Genomic DNA, 19,295 nt, shown 5'->3' with positions numbered 1-19,295 from the left:
ATGCTGCCCGCCATCGTGTGGGCAGTAAATTTTTGCCTTCCACCAATGACCGCTTCTAAAATGGCTATATCCTTCTCTTACAGACATCAATATGACCAAGCTCACCACTACCAAACCAACCAAAAAAACACCCGGTGATCAGTTTCAGTTACTCTGGGAAAAGATAGACAAACAGAAGACCCGCTTGGCAAGCCAGGAAAAACGAGTTCACAAGATAGTGGATCGCTTCAATTCCGAGATACTGCCTCTGGAGCGAGAGCAGGCCAGAACCCAGTATCAACTGATCGAGCGGCTATTGACCTTTTTCTCCCGTAAATCCCTGACCGAGTGGCAAAGGGACGATCTGTTCCGCTGGATACAGGAAGAGCTGGGTATGCTGTCTACCAATCCCTTTATCGAAGATGGGCTGAACCCATCCGAATTACTCATCCGTGCCGAAGAGCTGCTTAAGCAATTCTATCCCCAGCCCGAGGCAGCCGCGCTATCGCAGTCCGAACGTGAGGATATAAAAGGTGATATATACCGGGAACTAGGTCTGGAGATAAACGATGAGGAAGTTGAACTATTCCTGAACAGCCCGGCCGTATTTATGCAGCGGATGCTGGAGAAAGAACAGGCAGACGACCTGGACTGGCCAGAAGAAGACGATGAAAAACAGGACGACCACTTTGATGCCGAAGACGCCAAACCCGTCGATGGCCAGGCGGTAGGCAAGGCTCTAATTCATCGACTTTACAAGCAGCTGGCAAAACGGTTACATCCAGATTTGGAACAGGAGGCCTCCCTGAAGACCGTCAGGCATGAGCAAATGCAGCAACTTCTGGAAGCCAGAACAGAAAATGATATTTACACCCTGATCGAACTGCACCGACAGCACTGCGATACCGATGCTATCGGTCAGCTGAAGAAGCGGGATCTGGACGACATCAATGAACTGTTACGCCGGCAGTTGCGCGATATGGAACGGCAATATGAACAGACCTTCATGAATAACAGCATGGAGTCGACTATTTGGAACCGCTTCCGGAATGTAGGCAGAATATCCACCGACCAAAACTTCGCGGAACACACCAAGGCGCTCAAGGCTGATATCAAGAGTAACATCAACCTGCTCAAGCAGCTGAAAACGCTGAAAGACCTGAAACAACTTCTGGAAGACAGAGTCTACGGATAATCAAACCGTGAGTCGTGAGGAGAAAGGTGTATCACACCGAATTTACAGGCTTGGGGTTTCCTCCTCACTCCTCACACTTTACTCCTCACTATAAGGTCACATCTGTCAGCGGCACGCAGCAGCAGGTTAATATCATGCCGGCTTCTTGTTCTGCTGCTGATAACGCCGGAGCTTGCGGTTGATCCACTTCGCCCGCAAGCAGCTGCTGCTTACAGCTACCACAAATACCAGCCCGGCAAGACCAAGGTAACGTCATGCCTTGTTGTTCTGCTTGAGTCAGTAAGTCCTGTTGGTTATTACCAGTAAAGCTACGATCACCTATTTGGATATTCACGGCCAGTGTTTCACGTGAAACACTGGCGCTTTGCGGACTAGCAAAATACTCTTGCTGCAGGCGAGATACTGGTAACCCCAGCACCAATAACCAGCTTCGAGCTTGCTGCATAAAACCGGCCGGACCACAGAGATAGGTTTGCCGCTCTTGCAACCAAGTAATAGCCGCCAAGTGCGCTAAGGTAATCCGACCGCTCTCGCCTTTTTCATCTTGGGTTAGTACAAACTCTAACGTTAGACCCTGATACTTAACAGCCAATTGCTGTAGCTCCTCGGCTGCAGGTATATCCGCTGCTGTTCGGCAAACATGAATAAACAACACATCATTTAACTGCTGTCGGTCAGCGAGTGTACGCACCATAGATAGCATGGGTGTCATGCCGGAGCCAGCCGACAACAACAAATAACGATCAGCCGACTGCAATACAAAATCTCCCGCGGGCGCATGGGCTAGCAGCCTATTACCTACCTGAAAGTGTTTAGCCAACCATGGGGAAACCAAACCATCAGGTTGGCATTTTACGCTAATAGCATAACGGTCAGCTCGAGTCGGGCTAGAACTCAGGGTGTAATAACGCACATAACGAGTGCCATCTATATCTACGGCGATCGGTAGGTGTTGCCCCGCTTGATAGTCGGCCAGCGGTTTGCCGTCGGTGGCGGCTAGCCAGTAGGTTTCTATATCAGGTGTAAGGGCCTCGCGGCCAACACATACTAAGGCTCTTCGCTTAGGCGCGGTGTCGGGATACATAGCGGCGGCCGCATACTCCAACACTTCGACTTCATCATCTAACCTGATGTGACCTTCATTAAGTGCAATCAGATTTTGACCGAAATAAACTTCCCCATCTGCAGCTCGTCGATAACGTAATAAGGTCGCTAACGGTTCTTTGATGGCATTAAAATGCTCTGTTCCTGGTTCGATGGTGGTCATCACACAGCGGCTACAGGGCTTAGCTACTAAAAATTCAACCTCACCGATACGAATATGCCGCCAACCGTCTTCCTCAAAAGCTCGGCTGTCTGCTACAACTATGTTGGTGCGAAACTGGGACATCTGCAGCTGCGCATCCGCTCTTAGATTAAGATCGCCCAGCGAGGCTTCTGAGATCAGTAATAAAGGATAGCCATCGGCAAAGCTCACCGCCGTGTTTAAGCTTTTACGATAGCGTTGCGAGTGTTCACCTAACCAGACCAGCTGTAATGGCTCACCCAATATCTGGCTGAACCAGGCATCATATTCAGGATGAGTACTTAACGCGATAAAGTCATCGTCCCATACCGTGGTGGTAATAGGTTGTTGTAGAAACACAGAGTGACGCACCGCGAGCGCCCCATCGCCATAACGAAGATCTAGGCCTCCCGCGACTATGGTGACTTGAATACTTTGTAAACGAGGATGAGTACGAGCTGTAACAAAACGACCATCGGGTTTGGCTAACATATAGCGGCGGTCACCTAAGATCCCCTCACGGGTAACAAAGGCCTCATTTGAAGATATTCCTGCCGCCGATTTAAGCGGGTATATATTCAACTGCGTGATCACCGCCATATATTTCATCCTTTTATTCATTAAACGTTTACAACCTCTGTACAGAGGTTAATGTTTGTTTACTAAGAGAAGCTATAAGCCTTACGCCATACGCCATACGTTAAAGGCTAACACTGTCTTTCTTTACGAACAGCGTACGGCGTAAAGCGTGGCTCGAAGAGCTTCACCTTTTTCTCAATCTAACAGGAACAATCATGACTATTGAACGCCAGCAGGTTGCTAAACGTATGAGTCGCATCGTCAAGCATAATGGCATCGTCTATTTGTGTGGCCAAGTGTGTAAAGATGCCAGCAAGGATATTACCGAACAAACGGTCACCATGTTGGATAAAGTGGATGAGTTATTGTTAAGCGCAGGCTCCAGCCGTGAACATATGTTATCTGCCACTATATATCTGAAAACTATGGCAGATTTTGCTGGTATGAATGCGGTATGGGATGCTTGGGTACCCGAAGGGCAGTCACCGGCACGTGCCTGTGTAGAAGCCGCCATGGCGCGCCCTGAACTGCTGGTAGAAATTTCAGTAACTGCCGTTGAACGTGAAGCGTAAAACGAAAACAACGCTGTACGCCATACGCTGTCCGTTAAAAACAAACTGAATGCCAAGCGTGATGCAAAAAAATAAAAGCCCCGAACCTAACGGTTCGGGGCTTTTTCTACATGATTAACGAGTTCAGCCTTCGGCGTAATGCGAGAGCAAGCGTTCGCCTACAAAGGCATGTTCCTTAACGTATCGCGTACAGCGTATAACGTACCGCTTTCTTACACTACGCCCTGCTCTATCATGGCATCTGCTACTTTACGGAAACCAGCAATATTCGCGCCTAGTACCAAGTTGTGTGGTTCGCCAAACTCAGCAGCGGTTTCGCTAGCATTCAGATAAATGTTCTTCATGATAACTTTCAGCTTCTCGTCTACTTCTTCGAAGCTCCAGTGCTGCATGCTCGCATTCTGTGCCATTTCTAACTGACTAGTGGCAACACCACCTGCATTGGCCGCTTTGCCTGGTCCATAGTGGATTTTAGCAGCCAAGAATACTTCTACTGCATCTTGAGTTGAAGGCATGTTGGCACCTTCAGATACGCCCATACAGCCATTAGCAACTAATACCTTGGCATCGGCTTCGCTCAGTTCGTTCTGCGTTGCACATGGAAATGCCAATTGAGCAGAAGGTAAACGCCATACTGCATTGCCGTCTTCAGGGTATTCAGCGATCGGAATAAACTTGGCATCGGGATGTGCATTCAAATATTCGTCCAAGCGAACCTTGCGTACTTCTTTCAGCTCTTTCAGGGTATCAAGATTAATACCTGACTCGTGGTATATAGTACCACTTGAGTCTGAGCAGCTTACTGGAATAGCACCCAGTTGATACAGCTTCTCTATGGTGTAAATAGCCACGTTACCGGCACCAGATACCAAGCAACGCTTGCCTGTCAGACTGTCACCCTTGTCTTCCAACATATACTGAGCAAAGTAAACACAGCCGTAGCCGGTTGCTTCTTTACGCACCAAGGAACCGCCCCACAACAAGCTCTTACCGGTGAATACACCGTCATAGTTACCAGTTAAACGCTTGTATTGACCAAACATATAACCAATTTCACGTGCGCCCACGCCTATGTCTCCGGCGGGTACATCTTTGGTGGGGCCAATGTGGCGATACAATTCATTGATGAAAGACTGACAAAAACGCATGATTTCGCCATCAGATTTACCTTTAGGATCGAAGTTAGCACCGCCTTTGCCGCCGCCAATTGGCAGACCGGTTAATGCGTTTTTGAAGATTTGTTCGAAGCCGAGGAATTTGATGATGCTAGCGTTGACGCTGGGGTGGAAGCGAAGGCCACCTTTATAAGGACCTAATGCCGAGTTGAATTCGATACGGTAACCCTTGTTAACCTGTATCTTGCCTTGGTCATCTACCCAAGGAACACGAAACATCAATTGGCGCTCAGGCTCAACAATGCGTTCGATAATGGAGTTCAACTGATACTGCTCATTCGTTTCAAGGATGGGCTGTAACGATTCAAGCACCTCCTCTACAGCCTGATAGAATTCAGCTTGCGCTGGGCTGGTTTTCTTGAGTTTGGTGATGGTGTTATGAATATACGTCACGATATCTTCCTTGTTATTTTTGTACAAATTTCGTCGGGATACTGATTGAGGCCCACTTCTATTGAAATATGGATACGGCAGCTGGTCAATCCCATATGCAAAGAAAAACAGAATATTTATGCATTATTACCGCTGAATACCCAGTGATTCGCTTATACAGAGACCTTTTTGTACTGCCTGTACTTAACCTTATCTGCCCTAACTTCTACATCTTACACCGACTAAGGCCGCAGATGATGCTAAAATCGCCACTTTTATTGTACCAAGGAACAGTATGAGTCACTTTATCCTCTTGGTGGGTTCAACTTTAGGCTCTGCAGAAGATCTTGCTGATGAGCTAGCTGAGATCCTACAAAAAAATGGTCATCACGCAGTTATTCACACTTCTCCCCAGCTTGATCACATTTTGATCAAGCCTGAACACACCTTATTATTAGTCTGCTCTACTCATGGCGCAGGCGAGCTTCCCGATAATATTCAGCCATTTCATCAGCAACTCATTCAGCAACAGCCAAATCTCTCTAAACTTAACTATTTAGCGGTCGGTTTAGGTGATTCAGCTTATGATACCTTCTGCAACGCCATACACACCTTGGATCATCAGCTAACAGCTCTAGGGGCAACGCGAGTTGCTAAATTGTTAACTATAGATGTGAGCTTGCAAGATCCTCCTGAAGAGATCGCTAAAAAATGGCTCGATCACTGGCTATCTAGTGATTAGATCTCTTTATTCTCTTCTCTATTGTAGATCCAACTTACGTTGGATCTCTTACATGATAAAATTCCTTCCACCAAGTTATCAACAGATCTAGCGCGCCGCTCTACACCCCCAGCCCCCTCATAAAAAAACAGCTATGTGCATAACCATGGTTAGATCCAGTGATTAACCTATAGTTATCCTCTTAATTAAATAACTCACCCCTACCCCCTGTGCATAAGTAGGCTAGTTACCCACGGGTACAAAGGGATCTACCTAAAGGTTGTACACAGTTATCGATCGTACTTAAGCTTATGATCTTAAAGATCAAAAAGTGGTTATTAACAGAAAGATCGATCACTAGTAGTAGTCATAATAGAAGATCCCTTAAGAGATCTTAGATCTATTAAGGGCAGCAAGGATCCTCTCGATCGCATTTCCATCCTAACGATAAAACAGCTAAAATGATCGTCGTTCAGGATCCTTAAACCGTTAGTCTCAAGAGTATCTGTTATGCACTATGAAGAATTGTTTGACGTCATTGTTGTTGGTGGTGGCCATGCCGGCACAGAAGCAGCAGCTGCTGCTGCTCGTATGGGGGCAAACACGCTATTATTAACCCATAACATCGATACTTTGGGACAAATGTCATGCAACCCGGCCATTGGTGGGATCGGTAAAGGCCATCTGGTAAAAGAGATCGATGCCTTAGGCGGGATCATGGCCATGGCAGCCGATAACGCGGGGATCCAGTTTAGAACCTTGAATGCATCGAAAGGGCCAGCCGTTAGAGCGACTAGAGCACAAGCAGATCGTCAGCTCTATCGACAAGCAGTTAGAACCCGTTTAGAAAATCAGCCTAATTTAAAGATCTTCCAACAATCCTGCGATGATCTGATCCTTGAAGGCGATACCGTGGTGGGTGTGATCACCCAAACCGGCCTCCGATTTCGTGCTAAAACCGTAGTGCTAACCGTAGGCACTTTCCTGAATGGCTTGATCCACATTGGCATGGATAATTACAAAGGCGGTCGAGCAGGTGATCCACCGTCGGTCGCCTTAGCTCAGCGATTGCGTGAACTTCCTTTGCGTACTGACCGATTAAAAACCGGTACACCACCGAGAATTGATGCTAACAGCGTTGATTTTTCTAAGATGCAAGCACAGCCTGGTGATAATCCGACCCCAGTATTTTCATTTATTGGCAGTCGTGCAGATCAACCCAAGCAGGTCCCTTGCTACATCACACATACCAATGAAAAAACCCATGATATTATCCGTAAAAACTTAGATCGTAGCCCCATGTATGGCGGAGTGATCGACGGGATCGGCCCGCGCTACTGCCCGTCGATCGAAGATAAGATCATGCGGTTTGCCGATAAGACCTCTCATCAGATCTTCGTTGAGCCTGAAGGCTTGACGAGCACAGAGCTGTATCCCAATGGTATATCCACCAGTCTGCCCTATGATGTGCAGTTGGCGCTCGTGCGTTCGATCAATGGTTTTGAGCAAGCACATATCATGCGGCCCGGTTATGCCATTGAATACGATTATTTCGATCCTAGAGATTTAAAGATCAACATGGAAAACAAGTGTTTGCATAACTTGTTTTTCGCCGGCCAAATTAACGGCACTACCGGTTACGAAGAAGCCGCTGCTCAAGGTTTGCTGGCCGGACTAAATGCTGCACTAAGAGCGTTTGGCAAAGAGGAATGGTCTGCTCGTCGCGATCAAGCCTACATGGGCGTGATGATGGATGATTTATCCACCCTAGGCACTAAAGAACCTTATCGGATGTTTACTAGCCGCGCTGAATATCGCTTGCTGTTGCGTGAAGATAACGCCGATCTTCGTCTTACCGAAGCGGGCCGTGAATTGGGCCTGGTTGACGATCATCGCTGGGCTTTGTTCTGCGATAAGATGGAGCAGATTACTCAAGAGACCCAGCGTCTACGAGATAATTGGATAAGCCCTACTCATGAAGTGGCTGCAAACGTAAATGAATTATTAAAATCACCGTTAAGCAAAGAACATACCTTCGAAGAATTGTTACGTCGGCCCGAGCTAGATTACAAAAAGTTGATGTCAATTGAGGGCATAGGCCCAGGTATCGAACATGAGCAAGCCGCCGAGCAGGTAGAGATTCAGGTTAAATACGCCGGTTATATCGAGCGACAAAAAGGTGAAATCCAAAAGCATTTGCGTAACGAGCATACTCGTTTGCCACTGGAGCTAGATTATAACGAAGTGCCTAGTTTGTCTCATGAGGTTATTATCAAGCTCAACCAGGCAAAACCAGAAACACTAGGCATGGCATCGCGTATTCCGGGTGTGACACCGGCGGCGATTTCTATATTACTAGTGCACTTAAAAAAGCGTGGTTTACTGCGTAAGTCAGCATAAGAGTGATGATGAAAGAACAATTGAAAAGCACCCTAGAGCGCTTGCTTGCTCAAACAGAATTGAGCGTTTCAGACCAACAGCGTGATCAGTTAGTCACCCTAGTCACCTTGCTCGATAAATGGAACAAGGCCTTTAATTTAACCTCGGTGCGTGATCCTCAAGCCATGGTGGGTCGTCATATTGTGGATAGTTTAGTGGTTAGCCCTTATTTGAAGGGCACCCACTTTATTGATGTAGGTACCGGCCCAGGCTTACCTGGTTTACCACTGGCGATCGTTAATCCCGATAAGCAGTTTGTGCTACTCGACAGCTTAGGCAAACGTATTCGTTTTATTCGTATGGTTATTCATCAGCTAGGCCTCACTAACGTGATTGCAGTAGAAAGCCGTGTTGAGGCTTATCAGCCTGAGCAGAAGTTTGACGGTGTGTTAAGTCGAGCCTTTGCTTCGCTGGATGACATGGTAAGCTGGTGCGCTCATCTGCTCGGCCCTAATGGCCAATTTCTGGCATTAAAAGGACAATATCCGGAGCAGGAGTTACAATCATTGCCTGCTCACTTGGCACTCGATCAGGTTTATCCTTTAACCGTGCCCGAGCAGGACGGAGACCGCCACTTGGTGGTCATCAAACTAGCCAGCCAGTAGAGGTATCCGGTGGGAAAAGTCATTGCCATTGCCAATCAGAAAGGGGGCGTGGGTAAAACCACGACCTGTGTCAATTTGGCAGCATCCATGGCCGCAACTAAGCGCAAGGTATTGGTAATCGACTTGGATCCTCAAGGCAATGCCACCATGGCGAGCGGTATCGACAAATATCAGTTGGCGAATACCGCTTACGAGCTACTGGTAGACCAAGTACCTATCGATCAGGTGATAGAGCGTGAAACCAGTGGTGGTTATGACTTAATTGCCGGTAATGGCGACGTGACCGCAGCTGAAATCAAACTGATGGAAGTGTTTGCCCGCGAAACTCGACTGCGTACAGCGCTGGCTCCGGTACGTGATTATTATGATTATATATTTATCGACTGCCCCCCTTCCCTCAACTTGCTTACCGTCAATGCAATGTCGGCCGCCGACTCAGTATTGGTGCCGATGCAGTGTGAATATTTTGCTCTTGAAGGGTTAACTGCGCTTGTGGATACCATTAGCAAGCTAGCGGCGGTAGTGAATGCTGATCTTAAAATAGAAGGCATCTTGCGAACGATGTACGATCATCGAAATAGACTGTCTAATGATGTGTCCGATCAGCTTAAATCACATTTTGGTGATAAAGTGTATCGCACTGTGATACCGCGAAACGTGCGATTGGCCGAGGCTCCCAGTTTTGGTCAGCCTGCCATGTATTACGATAAGTCCTCCTTGGGTGCCAAAGCTTATCTAGCACTGGCTGGGGAAATATTACGCCGAGAAGAACTGGCTGTGGACTCTAAAGAATCTTCGGAACTCATCATATGAACATGAAACGACGCGGTTTGGGTAAAGGGTTAGATGCGCTACTCAGTACCAGCTCGGCCGCTAATCTGCGTCAGCATCAGGCCGACACACACTCGCAGCCGGGTGCCAATGGCGAACTGCAAACGCTGACCTTAAATGAGCTACAGCCAGGTAAATATCAGCCGCGCCGTGATATGTCTCAGGTTGCACTAGAAGAGCTAGCGACATCCATTCGCCAACAAGGCATTATCCAGCCAATAGTGGTACGCCCACTCGCGGATGGCGGCTATGAAATATTGGCTGGCGAGCGCCGTTGGCGTGCGGCACGCATTGCAGGTTTAAGTCAAATACCCTGTTTGATCAAGAATGTGGCCGACCAAGAAGCCATGGCAATTGGCTTGATCGAAAATATTCAGCGTGAAGATCTTAACGTTATCGAAGAGTCACGCGCGCTGTCACGCCTGATTGAAGAGTTCGGCTTTACGCACTTATCCGTGGCCGAGGCCGTGGGGAAGAGCCGCAGTAGCGTATCTAACTTACTGCGTTTGGCTCAGCTTAACGATGAAGTGAAGCAATTAGTGGAGCATGGTTCGCTAGAAATGGGCCATGCCCGTGCCTTATTGGCCATAATCGGTGAGCAACAGACCGAGTTAGCCCGCTTGGTTGCCCAAAAAGGCCTCACGGTTCGCGAAACTGAAAAATTAGTGAAACAAACACTTGCGCCTAAAAAGGCGGCGCTGGAGCAGCCCAGATCCTTGCTTATGAGCCAACTTGAGCAAGAAATGGGTGCTAAACTGGGCGCAAAAGTAGAAATTAAATCGACTCACAAAGATAAAGGTAAGTTGGTTATATCTTATAACTCATTGAATGAATTAGATAAAATAAGTCATTTCTTTGGCATTAACGACGAGCCTGAAGAGTAGATAACAAAAACACGCAATGAGGTTTACTCGTGGTAAATGCTCGGAAAAACCGAAGTTAACCTATAAAAATAACAGGTTACTGTAATTGCATTTACGCGGGGCACGGGTATAATTTGACCTGATTTTTTAGGGCTTAGCTGACAACACCTTGGTGTGGCCAATAAGCCCTTAACTGTATCAGGAGTTCTTGTGGAGCAAATGAAGCCGCACCTTAGCGACAAGCAAATGGCGCTGGTGATTTTGTCTGGACAATTACTCTTGGTAGTGGCTGTCGGCACGCTGTTTTTTTATATGCAGAGTGAGATTGCCGCTCGTTCCGCCCTGATAGGGGGCGGAATCTACTGGGTTCCCCAATGTCTGTTTAGCGTGCGAGTCTTGGCGTTTAACGCCAAGCATGCTACGCCTGATAGCGTAATGGCGGACTTTTACAGCGGGGCTGGGATTAAGTTTGGCAGCACTATCTTGTTGTTTGTGATAGCGCTCAAGTTTATGGAAGTGCTTCATGCACCTCTGTTTACGGCTTACGCCCTAGCATTGCTGATGCAGTGGATTCTTTCGTTCACTCTCAACAACCGTTACTAGGAAAACACATGGCTGCAACAGGAGATGTCTTAACTTCCCAAGGTTATATCTCTCACCATCTGACGCATTTACAGGTTGGTTCGGGTTTTTGGGCGTTAAATATCGATTCTTTGCTTGTTTCCGTTGTCCTGGGAATACTGTTCTTGTGGTTATTCCATAGTGTTGCAACTCGTGCAACCAGTGGTGTACCCGGCAAGTTACAATGTGCAGTTGAGTTGTTAGTGGGCTTTGTAGATGGTGCCGTTAAAGACGTCTTCCATGGTAAAAGTAAGTTAGTGGCCCCGTTGGCGCTAACCATTTTTGTCTGGGTTTTCTTGATGAACGCAATGGACTTACTACCAGTCGACTTAATACCTTATGGCGCACAATTGTTAGGTGTTCCTTACCTGAGGGTTGTTCCTTCCGCCGATGTTAACATCACCATGTCCATGGCATTTGGTGTGTTCTTTTTGATTATTTACTTCAGTATCAAAGAGAAAGGCGTGTCTGGCTTTGTTAAAGAGCTGACATTGCAACCACTGAATCATTGGACCTTGATCCCTGTTAACTTGGTGCTTGAGACCGTATCGCTAATCGCTAAGCCTATTTCGCTAGGTTTGCGACTGTTCGGTAACATGTATGCTGGTGAGATGATTTTCATCTTGATTGCCGGTTTACTACCGTGGTGGTCTCAATGGGCTCTTAATGTGCCTTGGGCGATTTTCCATATTTTGATAATCACCTTGCAGGCTTTCATCTTCATGATCTTGTCCGTTGTTTACTTATCAATGGCGTCTGAAGAACATTAATAACAAAAGATAACAATATTTTAACAAGCAGTCGTTTAAACCGCTAATAATTGGAGAATAAAAAATGGAAATGATCTACATCGCTGCCGCCGTTATGCTGGGCTTCGCTGCAATTGCTGCTTCTATCGGTATTTCTATGCTAGGTGGTAAGTTCATGGAAAGTGCTGCTCGCCAGCCTGACATGCTGCCAGCTCTGCGTACTAACTTCTTTATCGTAGTTGGCCTGGTTGACGCAATCCCAATGATTACTGTTGGTATGGCTTTGTACCTGATTTTCGCCGTTGCTGCTTAATGCCACGGTTTATCAATCAGTCTGCTAACTATTTTAAAGGAGAGTTGCGATGAATATGAACGCAACAATCCTCGGTCAAACGATCGCCTTTATCATCTTCGTTTGGTTTTGCATGAAGTTTGTATGGCCACCACTGATGGGTGCCATCGAAAGTCGTCAGAAAGAAATCGCCGAAGGTTTATCTTCAGCGGAGCGTGCCAAGAAAGATTTGGCATTGGCGCAAGATCATGCAACTGAACAGTTGAAAGAAGCCAAGCTGCAGTCTGCTCACATTGTTGAGCTGGCTAACAAGCGCAAGGCCCAGATCGTCGAGGATGCTACACGTGAAGCTCAGGCTGAACGTGAAAAAATTCTGACACAGGCTCAGGCTGAAGTTGAAGCCGAACGCAACCGTGTCAAAGAGGAACTGCGCAAGCAGGTTGCTGCTCTTGCCTTGGTAGGTGCAGAAAGAATCCTCGAGCGTCAAATTGATGCCGCTGCTAATAGCGACATTTTAGAGAAAGTAGTAGCTGAACTGTAAGGGACATAGAGCTATGGAAATGAAAACCATTGCTCGCCCCTATGCCAAAGCAGCTTTCGATTTTGCCGTTGAGAAAAAAGCGGTTGATAACTGGTTAATAATGCTGGGTTTTGCTGCGCAAGTGGCAACTGACAAGCAAGTTGAAGACCTTATCAACAGCAATCTGAACGCGGAAAAGATGGCCGACGTGTTTTTGGCTGTCTGTGGCGAACAGCTCGATGAGCAAGGTCAGAACCTGATAAAGGTGATGGCCGTAAACGGACGCTTGAGTGTGTTGCCTGCAGTGGTTCTAGAATTTGCCGCAATGAAGGCAGATCTGGACCGGGTAGTTGAAGCTAATGTAGTTTCTGCCGCCAAACTGACTAAGCAACAAATGGCCAAGATTCAAGCCTCACTTGAAAAGCGCCTAGAGCGCAAAGTGAAGCTGAATTGCAGTGTCGATAAAAAATTGATGGCCGGCATTATTATCCAAGCCGGTGACTTAGTAATCGACGGAAGTGTTCGGGGCAGGCTGTCCCGCTTGGCTGAAACGCTGCAATCTTGATTGGGGAATAGAGCATGCAACTGAATTCAACTGAAATTGCCGAGCTGATTAAACAGCGTATTGAGCAATTCAACGTTGTCAGTGAAGCACGAAACGAAGGTACTATCGTCTCTGTAAGTGACGGTATTATCCGTGTTCACGGTCTTGCTGATATCATGCAAGGTGAAATGATTGAACTGCCAGGCGGACTTTACGCCTTGGCATTAAACTTAGAGCGCGACTCTGTTGGTGCCGTGGTTATGGGTCCGTATACGGATCTTGCCGAAGGCATGAAAGTACGCTCTACCGGCCGTATCCTGGAAGTTCCAGTAGGTCGTAATCTATTGGGTCGTGTGGTTAACACCTTGGGTGAGCCAATCGACGGTAAAGGCGCCATTGTTGCCGATACCTTTTCACCAGTAGAAATGATTGCACCGGGTGTAATCGACCGTCAATCGGTTGATGAGCCGCTGCAAACTGGCTATAAAGCTGTTGATGCCATGATCCCAGTGGGTCGTGGTCAGCGTGAGCTGATCATCGGTGACCGTCAGGTAGGTAAAACTGCCTTGGCCATTGATGCCATCATCAACCAGAAAGACTCTGGCGTTAAATGTGTGTACGTGGCCATCGGCCAAAAAGCGTCCACCATCTCTAACGTAGTACGCAAGCTGGAAGAGCATGGCGCACTGGCCAACACTATCGTAGTAGTGGCTTCTGCTTCTGAGTCTGCAGCACTGCAGTACTTGGCGCCTTACTCCGGTTGTGCCATGGGTGAATTCTTCCGTGACCGCGGTGAAGATGCACTGATCGTATACGATGACCTGTCTAAACAGGCTGTTGCTTACCGTCAGATTTCTTTGCTGTTACGTCGACCGCCAGGTCGTGAAGCTTACCCAGGTGACGTTTTCTACTTGCACTCCCGTCTACTAGAGCGCGCATCACGTGTTTCTATCGACTACGTAGAAAAGTTCACCAATGGTGAAGTGAAAGGCAAGACCGGTTCTTTGACCGCTCTGCCAATCATCGAAACCCAGGCTGGTGACGTATCAGCGTTTGTACCAACTAACGTGATTTCGATCACCGATGGTCAGATTTTCTTGACTACTGAACTGTTCAACTCAGGCATTCGTCCAGCAGTTGATCCGGGTATCTCTGTATCCCGAGTTGGTGGTGCTGCACAGACCAAACTTATCAAGAAAGTGTCTGGTGGTATTCGTACCGCTTTGGCTCAGTACCGTGAATTAGCAGCATTTGCTCAATTTTCTTCTGACCTAGATGAAGCCACGCGCAAGCAGCTGAATCACGGCCAGAAAGTAACCGAGCTGATGAAGCAAAAGCAATACCGCCCTATGTCTGTTGCAGAACAGGGTTTGGTGCTGTTTGCCGCTGAAAACGGTTATTTGGACGATGTTGAGCTAAACCTCATCACTACGTTCGAAGCTGCCCTGCTCGCTTATGCCAGTTCAGAACATGCTGCCACTATGGCAGATATCAACGAGAAAGCGGATTACAACAAAGACGTTGTTGCCCAGCTTACTGCGTTGCTGGATAGCTTCAAGGCTACCCAGTCCTGGTAACCATGTGGCAGCGTTTGCTGCCACCTGAATTGGAGAAGCGACATGGCCGGCGCAAAAGAAATACGTAGCAAGATCGGGAGTGTCAAAAACACTCAGAAGATCACCAGCGCTATGGAGATGGTGGCCGCCTCGAAAATGCGCAGAGCGCAGGAACGAATGGTCCACAGCCGCCCATACGCTGAAACCATACGCAAGGTGATCGGTAACGTCGCGCAAGGGAACTTGGAATACAAGCATCCCTATATGGACGACCGTGAGGTTAAGCGCGTTGGTTTTATCATTATCTCAACCGATCGGGGCCTGTGTGGTGGCCTGAACACTAACCTGTTCAAACAAGCCCTCACCGACATGAAAGCATGGTCCGATAAAGGCGCAGAGATTGATTTAGGCCTAATCGGTAGCAAGGCGGTCGGCTTTTTTAAACGCTATGGCGGTAAAGTAATTGCCTCAAAGAGCGGCTTGGGTGATAACCCATCGCTGGCTGAGCTAATTGGCTCCGTTACCGTGATGCTTGAAGCATACAACACGGGTGAGATAGACAAACTGTATTTGGTGTACAACAAGTTTGAAAACACCATGGTTCAGACACCCACGATCGATCAACTGTTGCCCTTACCCGCAGCGGAAGAAAGTGTTGCCACCCACAGCTGGGATTATCTCTATGAGCCAGATCCTAAGTCATTATTAGACAAGCTACTGGTGCGCTTTGTGGAAGCACAAGTGTATCAGGGTGTGGTAGAAAACCTCGCCAGTGAGCAGGCTGCACGTATGGTGGCAATGAAAGCCGCTACCGACAACGCCGGTGACATGATCGACGAGTTGCAATTGGTGTATAACAAAGCCCGTCAGGCTGCGATTACCCAAGAGCTGAGCGAGATTGTGGCAGGGGCCGGTGCCGTATAAAGGCAAGGGTATTCAAAGGTTTAGAGGATTCGACATGAGTAAGGGTATCATAGTCCAAATCATCGGCGCCGTAGTAGACGTGGAATTCCCGCAAGATGCGGTTCCTCGCGTATATGAAGCGCTGAAGATCACGACGGAAGGCCAAAACCAGGGCATAGTTCTGGAAGTGCAGCAGCAAATTGGCGGTGGCGTTGTACGCTGTATCGTTATGGGTTCCTCCGACGGCTTACGCCGCGGTCTGGAAACCGAGCGCACCAACAACCCAATCAAAGTGCCAGTAGGTGTTTCGACTCTGGGTCGTATCATGGACGTGCTGGGTAACCCTATCGATGAGAAGGGTCCTATCGGCGAAGAAGAGCGCTGGTCTATCCATCGTACTGCTCCTACCTACGAAGAGCAGTCAAACAGCTCTGAGTTGTTGGAAACCGGTATCAAGGTTATCGACTTGGTTTGTCCGTTCGCCAAAGGCGGTAAAGTCGGTCTGTTCGGTGGTGCCGGTGTTGGTAAAACCGTAAACATGATGGAGCTTATCCGTAACATCGCCATCGAGCACAGTGGTTTCTCTGTGTTTGCCGGTGTAGGTGAGCGTACTCGTGAAGGTAACGATTTCTATCACGAAATGACCGATTCTAACGTTATCGATAAGGTATCGTTGGTATACGGCCAGATGAACGAGCCACCAGGAAACCGTCTGCGCGTAGCACTGACTGGTTTGACTATGGCTGAAAAGTTCCGTGACGAAGGTCGTGACGTACTGTTCTTCGTAGATAACATCTACCGTTATACCTTGGCAGGTACTGAAGTATCTGCACTGCTGGGCCGTATGCCTTCTGCAGTAGGTTATCAGCCAACACTGGCTGAAGAGATGGGTATTCTGCAAGAGCGTATCACTTCAACCAAGACCGGTTCTATCACGTCTGTGCAGGCGGTATACGTACCTGCGGATGACTTGACTGACCCGTCACCAGCGACCACGTTTGCTCACTTAGATGCAACCGTAGTACTGAGCCGTCAGATTGCCGCTCTGGGTATCTACCCAGCCGTTGATCCACTGGACTCTACCAGCCGTCAGTTGGACCCACAGGTAGTAGGCGAAGAACATTACGCCGTTGCCCGTGGCGTGCAAACTGTACTGCAGCGCTATAAAGAGCTGAAAGACATCATCGCCATCTTAGGTATGGATGAGTTGTCTGAAGACGATAAGCAAACGGTATCTCGTGCACGTAAAATCGAGCGTTTCTTGTCTCAGCCTTTCTTCGTGGCCGAAGTCTTTACCGGTGCTCCTGGTAAGTATGTATCACTGAAAGATACCATTAGTGGTTTTAAAGGTATTTTAGACGGTGACTACGACTCGTTGCCAGAGCAGGCGTTCTACATGGTTGGTTCTATCGACGAAGCGGTCGAGAAAGCCAAGAAACTGTAAGCCTCGAAGGAGAACCTGATGGCCGATTTTAACTTTCATCTAGACATTGTCAGTGCCGAAGAGTCTTTGTACTCTGGTTCTGTTAGTGCGGTGACAGTTTCCGGCTCTGAGGGTGAATTGGGGATCCGTTACGGACATGCCCCCTTGTTGACGTCGATTCGTCCAGGCTTAATACAATATATGACTAAGTCTGGTCAACAAGAAGTTCTGTATGTTTCTGGCGGTATGCTGGAAGTGCAGAACAGCAGTGTCAAAGTATTAGCCGACACTGCTATTCGCGCCGAAGATCTGGATAAAGCCAAGGCCGAAGAAGCCAAACGGTCGGCAGAAGCTAAGTTGCATAGTTCCTCTCCGGATGTGAACTATGCCGAAGCGGCCGCCGATCTGGCTCGCGCTGTGGCAAAACTGCGCGTGTTGCAGTTGCTGAAAAGATAACGTGCGTTATTAATCGCGCGTAAAAAGCGACCTTAGGGTCGCTTTTTTTTTATAAAAAAATCAAAATGGCTGTAATAAAGGTAAAGAGTGAAGTGTAAAGGGTGAAGAGATACCAGAATGACAGGTTTGGGTCAGGCACTTCCCCTTTACTCTTCACCGTTAACGCTTCACATAAAATATTAACGGGAAATCTAATGACAACACAGGCTGTGATCTTAGCTGCGGGTAAAGGCACCCGCATGCGTTCTTCTTTACCTAAGGTGCTGCATCCGGTGGCGAATCGCCCCATGGTGAGTCATGTAATTGCGGCTGCACAAGCCTGCGCGGTCGATGGCATTCATTTAGTGTATGGCCATGGCGCCGAGCAACTAAAAGCGCGCATTACTAACGCAGATTTAAGCTGGGTGCATCAGGCTGAACAGCTAGGTACTGGCCATGCGGTTGCTGTGGCGCTACCTGAAATTGCCGATAACGATAATGTATTAGTATTATATGGCGATACGCCGTTATTACAGCCAGATACCTTACAGGCCCTGTTGGCAGCTAAGCCTATCGGCGGTGTAGGGCTGTTAACGGTAAAGTTAGCTAACCCCAGCGGTTATGGCCGTATCGTGCGTGAAAACGGTAAGGTGGTGGGTATTGTCGAGCAAAAAGATGCCAACCCCGAGCAGTTAGCTATTAATGAAGTGAACACTGGAGTGCTGGTCGCCGAAGCAGGTTTATTGAAGCGCTGGTTAGGCGCCTTAAACAACAATAATGCCCAAGGTGAATATTACCTGACGGACATTTTTGCCATGGCCCATGCGGATGGTTGCGAGATTGCCACCGTGCACCCAGCCAGCACCGCAGAAGTGGAAGGCGCCAACGACCGGGTACAGCTAGCGAGTTTAGAACGCGCCTATCAAAAAATGCAGGCCGAGCGCTTGATGCGAGATGGCGTGACCTTGCTGGATCCGGCTCGCTTCGATTTGCGTGGCGAGCTTACCGTAGGTGAAGAAGTCACCATCGATGTAAATGTGATCATCGAAGGTAAGGTAACTTTAGGTAATCGCGTGGTTATTGGTGCCGGTGCCATTCTTAAAGACTGCGTGATTGGTGATGATGCGGTTGTTAAGCCCTACTCCATTATCGAGCAAGCCGAATTAGGGTGCGCCAGCTCTGCCGGCCCCTTCGCGCGTTTACGCCCAGGTGCGGTACTGGGCGAAGATGCCCATGTGGGTAACTTCGTAGAGATCAAGAAAACCCGTTTAGGTAAAGGCTCTAAGGCCGGTCACTTAAGCTACTTAGGTGATGCCGAGATTGGCGACGGTGTGAATATTGGTGCCGGTACCATTACCTGTAACTACGATGGTGTGAACAAGTTTCAAACTATCATTGAAGACGGCGTGTTCGTCGGTTCAGACACGCAGTTAGTAGCGCCGGTACGCATCGGTAAAAACGCTACCCTAGGCGCGGGTAGTACAGTGACTAAAGACGTCGCCGCCGAAGAACTGGTGATCACCCGCGTACCCCAGCGTCATATCAAGAACTGGCCACGACCAACCAAGAAAAAGCCGTAAGCGATAAGCTGTCAGCTGTAAGTCAAACACAAACAAACGCGGCGGTGAATTTCACA

The 19,295-nt window shown here is 48.1% G+C and carries 19 protein-coding genes; 17 read left to right on the top strand and 2 right to left on the bottom strand.

Annotated features, from left to right (window positions below):
• Positions 1–91 precede the first annotated feature (91 nt).
• A complete protein-coding gene (locus ACFQ1C_RS09885; protein ID WP_379558442.1) occupies positions 92–1,174 on the top strand; it encodes a hypothetical protein in 1,083 nt (360 codons plus the stop codon).
• An 88-nt stretch (positions 1,175–1,262) separates the two neighbouring features.
• Here ACFQ1C_RS09885 and ACFQ1C_RS09880 read toward each other — a convergent pair whose 3' ends face one another.
• On the bottom strand, positions 1,263–3,059 hold the full coding sequence (locus tag ACFQ1C_RS09880) for an MOSC N-terminal beta barrel domain-containing protein (protein ID WP_379558441.1): 1,797 nt from the start codon (positions 3,057–3,059) through the stop codon (positions 1,263–1,265).
• A gap of 194 nt (positions 3,060–3,253) precedes the next feature.
• Here ACFQ1C_RS09880 and ACFQ1C_RS09875 point away from each other — a divergent pair, with 194 nt between their 5' ends.
• Complete coding sequence (locus ACFQ1C_RS09875; RefSeq protein WP_379558440.1) at positions 3,254–3,610, top strand: RidA family protein; 357 nt, start codon at positions 3,254–3,256, stop codon at positions 3,608–3,610.
• A 212-nt stretch (positions 3,611–3,822) separates the two neighbouring features.
• Here the strand turns inward: ACFQ1C_RS09875 and gdhA are convergent, their stop codons facing one another.
• Entirely contained in the window at positions 3,823–5,178 is a 1,356-nt protein-coding gene (gene gdhA / locus ACFQ1C_RS09870; RefSeq protein ID WP_379558439.1) for an NADP-specific glutamate dehydrogenase, read from the bottom strand.
• Positions 5,179–5,452: 274 nt separating this feature from the next.
• Here gdhA and mioC point away from each other — a divergent pair, with 274 nt between their 5' ends.
• The 15 genes from mioC to glmU all read left to right on the top strand — a co-directional run bounded on the left by mioC (position 5,453) and on the right by glmU (position 19,239).
• On the top strand, positions 5,453–5,899 hold the full coding sequence (mioC, locus tag ACFQ1C_RS09865; RefSeq protein WP_379558438.1) for an FMN-binding protein MioC: 447 nt from the start codon (positions 5,453–5,455) through the stop codon (positions 5,897–5,899).
• A 489-nt stretch (positions 5,900–6,388) separates the two neighbouring features.
• Positions 6,389–8,278 carry a tRNA uridine-5-carboxymethylaminomethyl(34) synthesis enzyme MnmG gene (mnmG, locus tag ACFQ1C_RS09860; RefSeq protein ID WP_379558437.1) on the top strand — a complete coding sequence of 630 codons (1,890 nt, stop codon included), beginning with the start codon at positions 6,389–6,391 and terminating at the stop codon, positions 8,276–8,278.
• A gap of 8 nt (positions 8,279–8,286) precedes the next feature.
• The gene (rsmG, locus tag ACFQ1C_RS09855; protein WP_379558436.1) at positions 8,287–8,922 is read left to right on the top strand and encodes a 16S rRNA (guanine(527)-N(7))-methyltransferase RsmG; all 636 of its coding nucleotides are present in this window, start codon (positions 8,287–8,289) and stop codon (positions 8,920–8,922) included.
• Between the two features lie 9 nt (positions 8,923–8,931).
• Positions 8,932–9,735, top strand: a complete 804-nt coding sequence (locus ACFQ1C_RS09850; protein WP_379558435.1) for a ParA family protein — start codon at positions 8,932–8,934, stop codon at positions 9,733–9,735.
• Positions 9,732–10,637: a ParB/RepB/Spo0J family partition protein gene (locus ACFQ1C_RS09845; protein WP_379558434.1), complete on the top strand. Its 906-nt coding sequence runs from the start codon at positions 9,732–9,734 to the stop codon at positions 10,635–10,637. Before ACFQ1C_RS09850 ends, ACFQ1C_RS09845 begins: the two co-directional genes overlap by 4 nt.
• A 198-nt stretch (positions 10,638–10,835) precedes the next feature.
• Positions 10,836–11,219 (top strand): ATP synthase subunit I, encoded by a 384-nt coding sequence (locus ACFQ1C_RS09840; RefSeq protein WP_379558587.1) that lies wholly within the window; start codon positions 10,836–10,838, stop codon positions 11,217–11,219.
• Positions 11,220–11,227: 8 nt separating this feature from the next.
• The gene (gene atpB, locus ACFQ1C_RS09835; protein WP_379558433.1) at positions 11,228–12,007 is read left to right on the top strand and encodes a F0F1 ATP synthase subunit A; all 780 of its coding nucleotides are present in this window, start codon (positions 11,228–11,230) and stop codon (positions 12,005–12,007) included.
• A gap of 64 nt (positions 12,008–12,071) precedes the next feature.
• On the top strand, positions 12,072–12,299 hold the full coding sequence (gene atpE / locus ACFQ1C_RS09830) for a F0F1 ATP synthase subunit C (protein ID WP_087035980.1): 228 nt from the start codon (positions 12,072–12,074) through the stop codon (positions 12,297–12,299).
• A 49-nt stretch (positions 12,300–12,348) separates the two neighbouring features.
• Positions 12,349–12,819: a F0F1 ATP synthase subunit B gene (gene atpF / locus ACFQ1C_RS09825; RefSeq protein ID WP_379558432.1), complete on the top strand. Its 471-nt coding sequence runs from the start codon at positions 12,349–12,351 to the stop codon at positions 12,817–12,819.
• A 13-nt stretch (positions 12,820–12,832) separates the two neighbouring features.
• Positions 12,833–13,363, top strand: coding sequence for a F0F1 ATP synthase subunit delta (atpH, locus tag ACFQ1C_RS09820; protein ID WP_379558431.1), 531 nt, complete (start codon positions 12,833–12,835; stop codon positions 13,361–13,363).
• Positions 13,364–13,377: 14 nt separating this feature from the next.
• Positions 13,378–14,919: a F0F1 ATP synthase subunit alpha gene (atpA, locus tag ACFQ1C_RS09815; protein ID WP_379558430.1), complete on the top strand. Its 1,542-nt coding sequence runs from the start codon at positions 13,378–13,380 to the stop codon at positions 14,917–14,919.
• A 42-nt stretch (positions 14,920–14,961) separates the two neighbouring features.
• Positions 14,962–15,822 (top strand): F0F1 ATP synthase subunit gamma, encoded by an 861-nt coding sequence (gene atpG / locus ACFQ1C_RS09810; RefSeq protein ID WP_379558429.1) that lies wholly within the window; start codon positions 14,962–14,964, stop codon positions 15,820–15,822.
• Positions 15,823–15,856: 34 nt separating this feature from the next.
• A complete protein-coding gene (gene atpD, locus ACFQ1C_RS09805) occupies positions 15,857–17,245 on the top strand; it encodes a F0F1 ATP synthase subunit beta (protein ID WP_379558428.1) in 1,389 nt (462 codons plus the stop codon).
• A gap of 18 nt (positions 17,246–17,263) precedes the next feature.
• On the top strand, positions 17,264–17,680 hold the full coding sequence (locus ACFQ1C_RS09800; protein WP_379558427.1) for a F0F1 ATP synthase subunit epsilon: 417 nt from the start codon (positions 17,264–17,266) through the stop codon (positions 17,678–17,680).
• A 194-nt stretch (positions 17,681–17,874) separates the two neighbouring features.
• Positions 17,875–19,239, top strand: coding sequence for a bifunctional UDP-N-acetylglucosamine diphosphorylase/glucosamine-1-phosphate N-acetyltransferase GlmU (glmU, locus tag ACFQ1C_RS09795; RefSeq protein WP_379558426.1), 1,365 nt, complete (start codon positions 17,875–17,877; stop codon positions 19,237–19,239).
• Positions 19,240–19,295: the final 56 nt, after the last annotated feature.

This window comes from Oceanisphaera ostreae (assembly GCF_042676125.1).
Taxonomy (GTDB): Bacteria; Pseudomonadota; Gammaproteobacteria; order Enterobacterales; family Aeromonadaceae; genus Oceanimonas; species Oceanimonas ostreae.
The sequence above is the reverse complement of the archived record's forward strand: the minus strand, read 5'-3'. Positions and strand labels throughout refer to the sequence as shown.

Bases quoted from the DNA above. Each gene is read 5' to 3' on its own strand.
- ACFQ1C_RS09885 (WP_379558442.1), top strand. From the start codon at position 92: ATGACCAAGCTCACCACTACCAAACCAACCAAAAAAACACCCGGTGAT.
- ACFQ1C_RS09880 (WP_379558441.1), bottom strand. From the start codon at position 3,059: ATGGCGGTGATCACGCAGTTGAATATATACCCGCTTAAATCGGCGGCA.
- ACFQ1C_RS09875 (WP_379558440.1), top strand. From the start codon at position 3,254: ATGACTATTGAACGCCAGCAGGTTGCTAAACGTATGAGTCGCATCGTC.
- mioC (WP_379558438.1), top strand. From the start codon at position 5,453: ATGAGTCACTTTATCCTCTTGGTGGGTTCAACTTTAGGCTCTGCAGAA.
- mnmG (WP_379558437.1), top strand. From the start codon at position 6,389: ATGCACTATGAAGAATTGTTTGACGTCATTGTTGTTGGTGGTGGCCAT.
- rsmG (WP_379558436.1), top strand. From the start codon at position 8,287: ATGAAAGAACAATTGAAAAGCACCCTAGAGCGCTTGCTTGCTCAAACA.
- ACFQ1C_RS09845 (WP_379558434.1), top strand. From the start codon at position 9,732: ATGAACATGAAACGACGCGGTTTGGGTAAAGGGTTAGATGCGCTACTC.
- ACFQ1C_RS09840 (WP_379558587.1), top strand. From the start codon at position 10,836: ATGAAGCCGCACCTTAGCGACAAGCAAATGGCGCTGGTGATTTTGTCT.
- atpB (WP_379558433.1), top strand. From the start codon at position 11,228: ATGGCTGCAACAGGAGATGTCTTAACTTCCCAAGGTTATATCTCTCAC.
- atpE (WP_087035980.1), top strand. From the start codon at position 12,072: ATGGAAATGATCTACATCGCTGCCGCCGTTATGCTGGGCTTCGCTGCA.
- atpF (WP_379558432.1), top strand. From the start codon at position 12,349: ATGAATATGAACGCAACAATCCTCGGTCAAACGATCGCCTTTATCATC.
- atpH (WP_379558431.1), top strand. From the start codon at position 12,833: ATGGAAATGAAAACCATTGCTCGCCCCTATGCCAAAGCAGCTTTCGAT.
- atpA (WP_379558430.1), top strand. From the start codon at position 13,378: ATGCAACTGAATTCAACTGAAATTGCCGAGCTGATTAAACAGCGTATT.
- atpG (WP_379558429.1), top strand. From the start codon at position 14,962: ATGGCCGGCGCAAAAGAAATACGTAGCAAGATCGGGAGTGTCAAAAAC.
- atpD (WP_379558428.1), top strand. From the start codon at position 15,857: ATGAGTAAGGGTATCATAGTCCAAATCATCGGCGCCGTAGTAGACGTG.
- ACFQ1C_RS09800 (WP_379558427.1), top strand. From the start codon at position 17,264: ATGGCCGATTTTAACTTTCATCTAGACATTGTCAGTGCCGAAGAGTCT.
- glmU (WP_379558426.1), top strand. From the start codon at position 17,875: ATGACAACACAGGCTGTGATCTTAGCTGCGGGTAAAGGCACCCGCATG.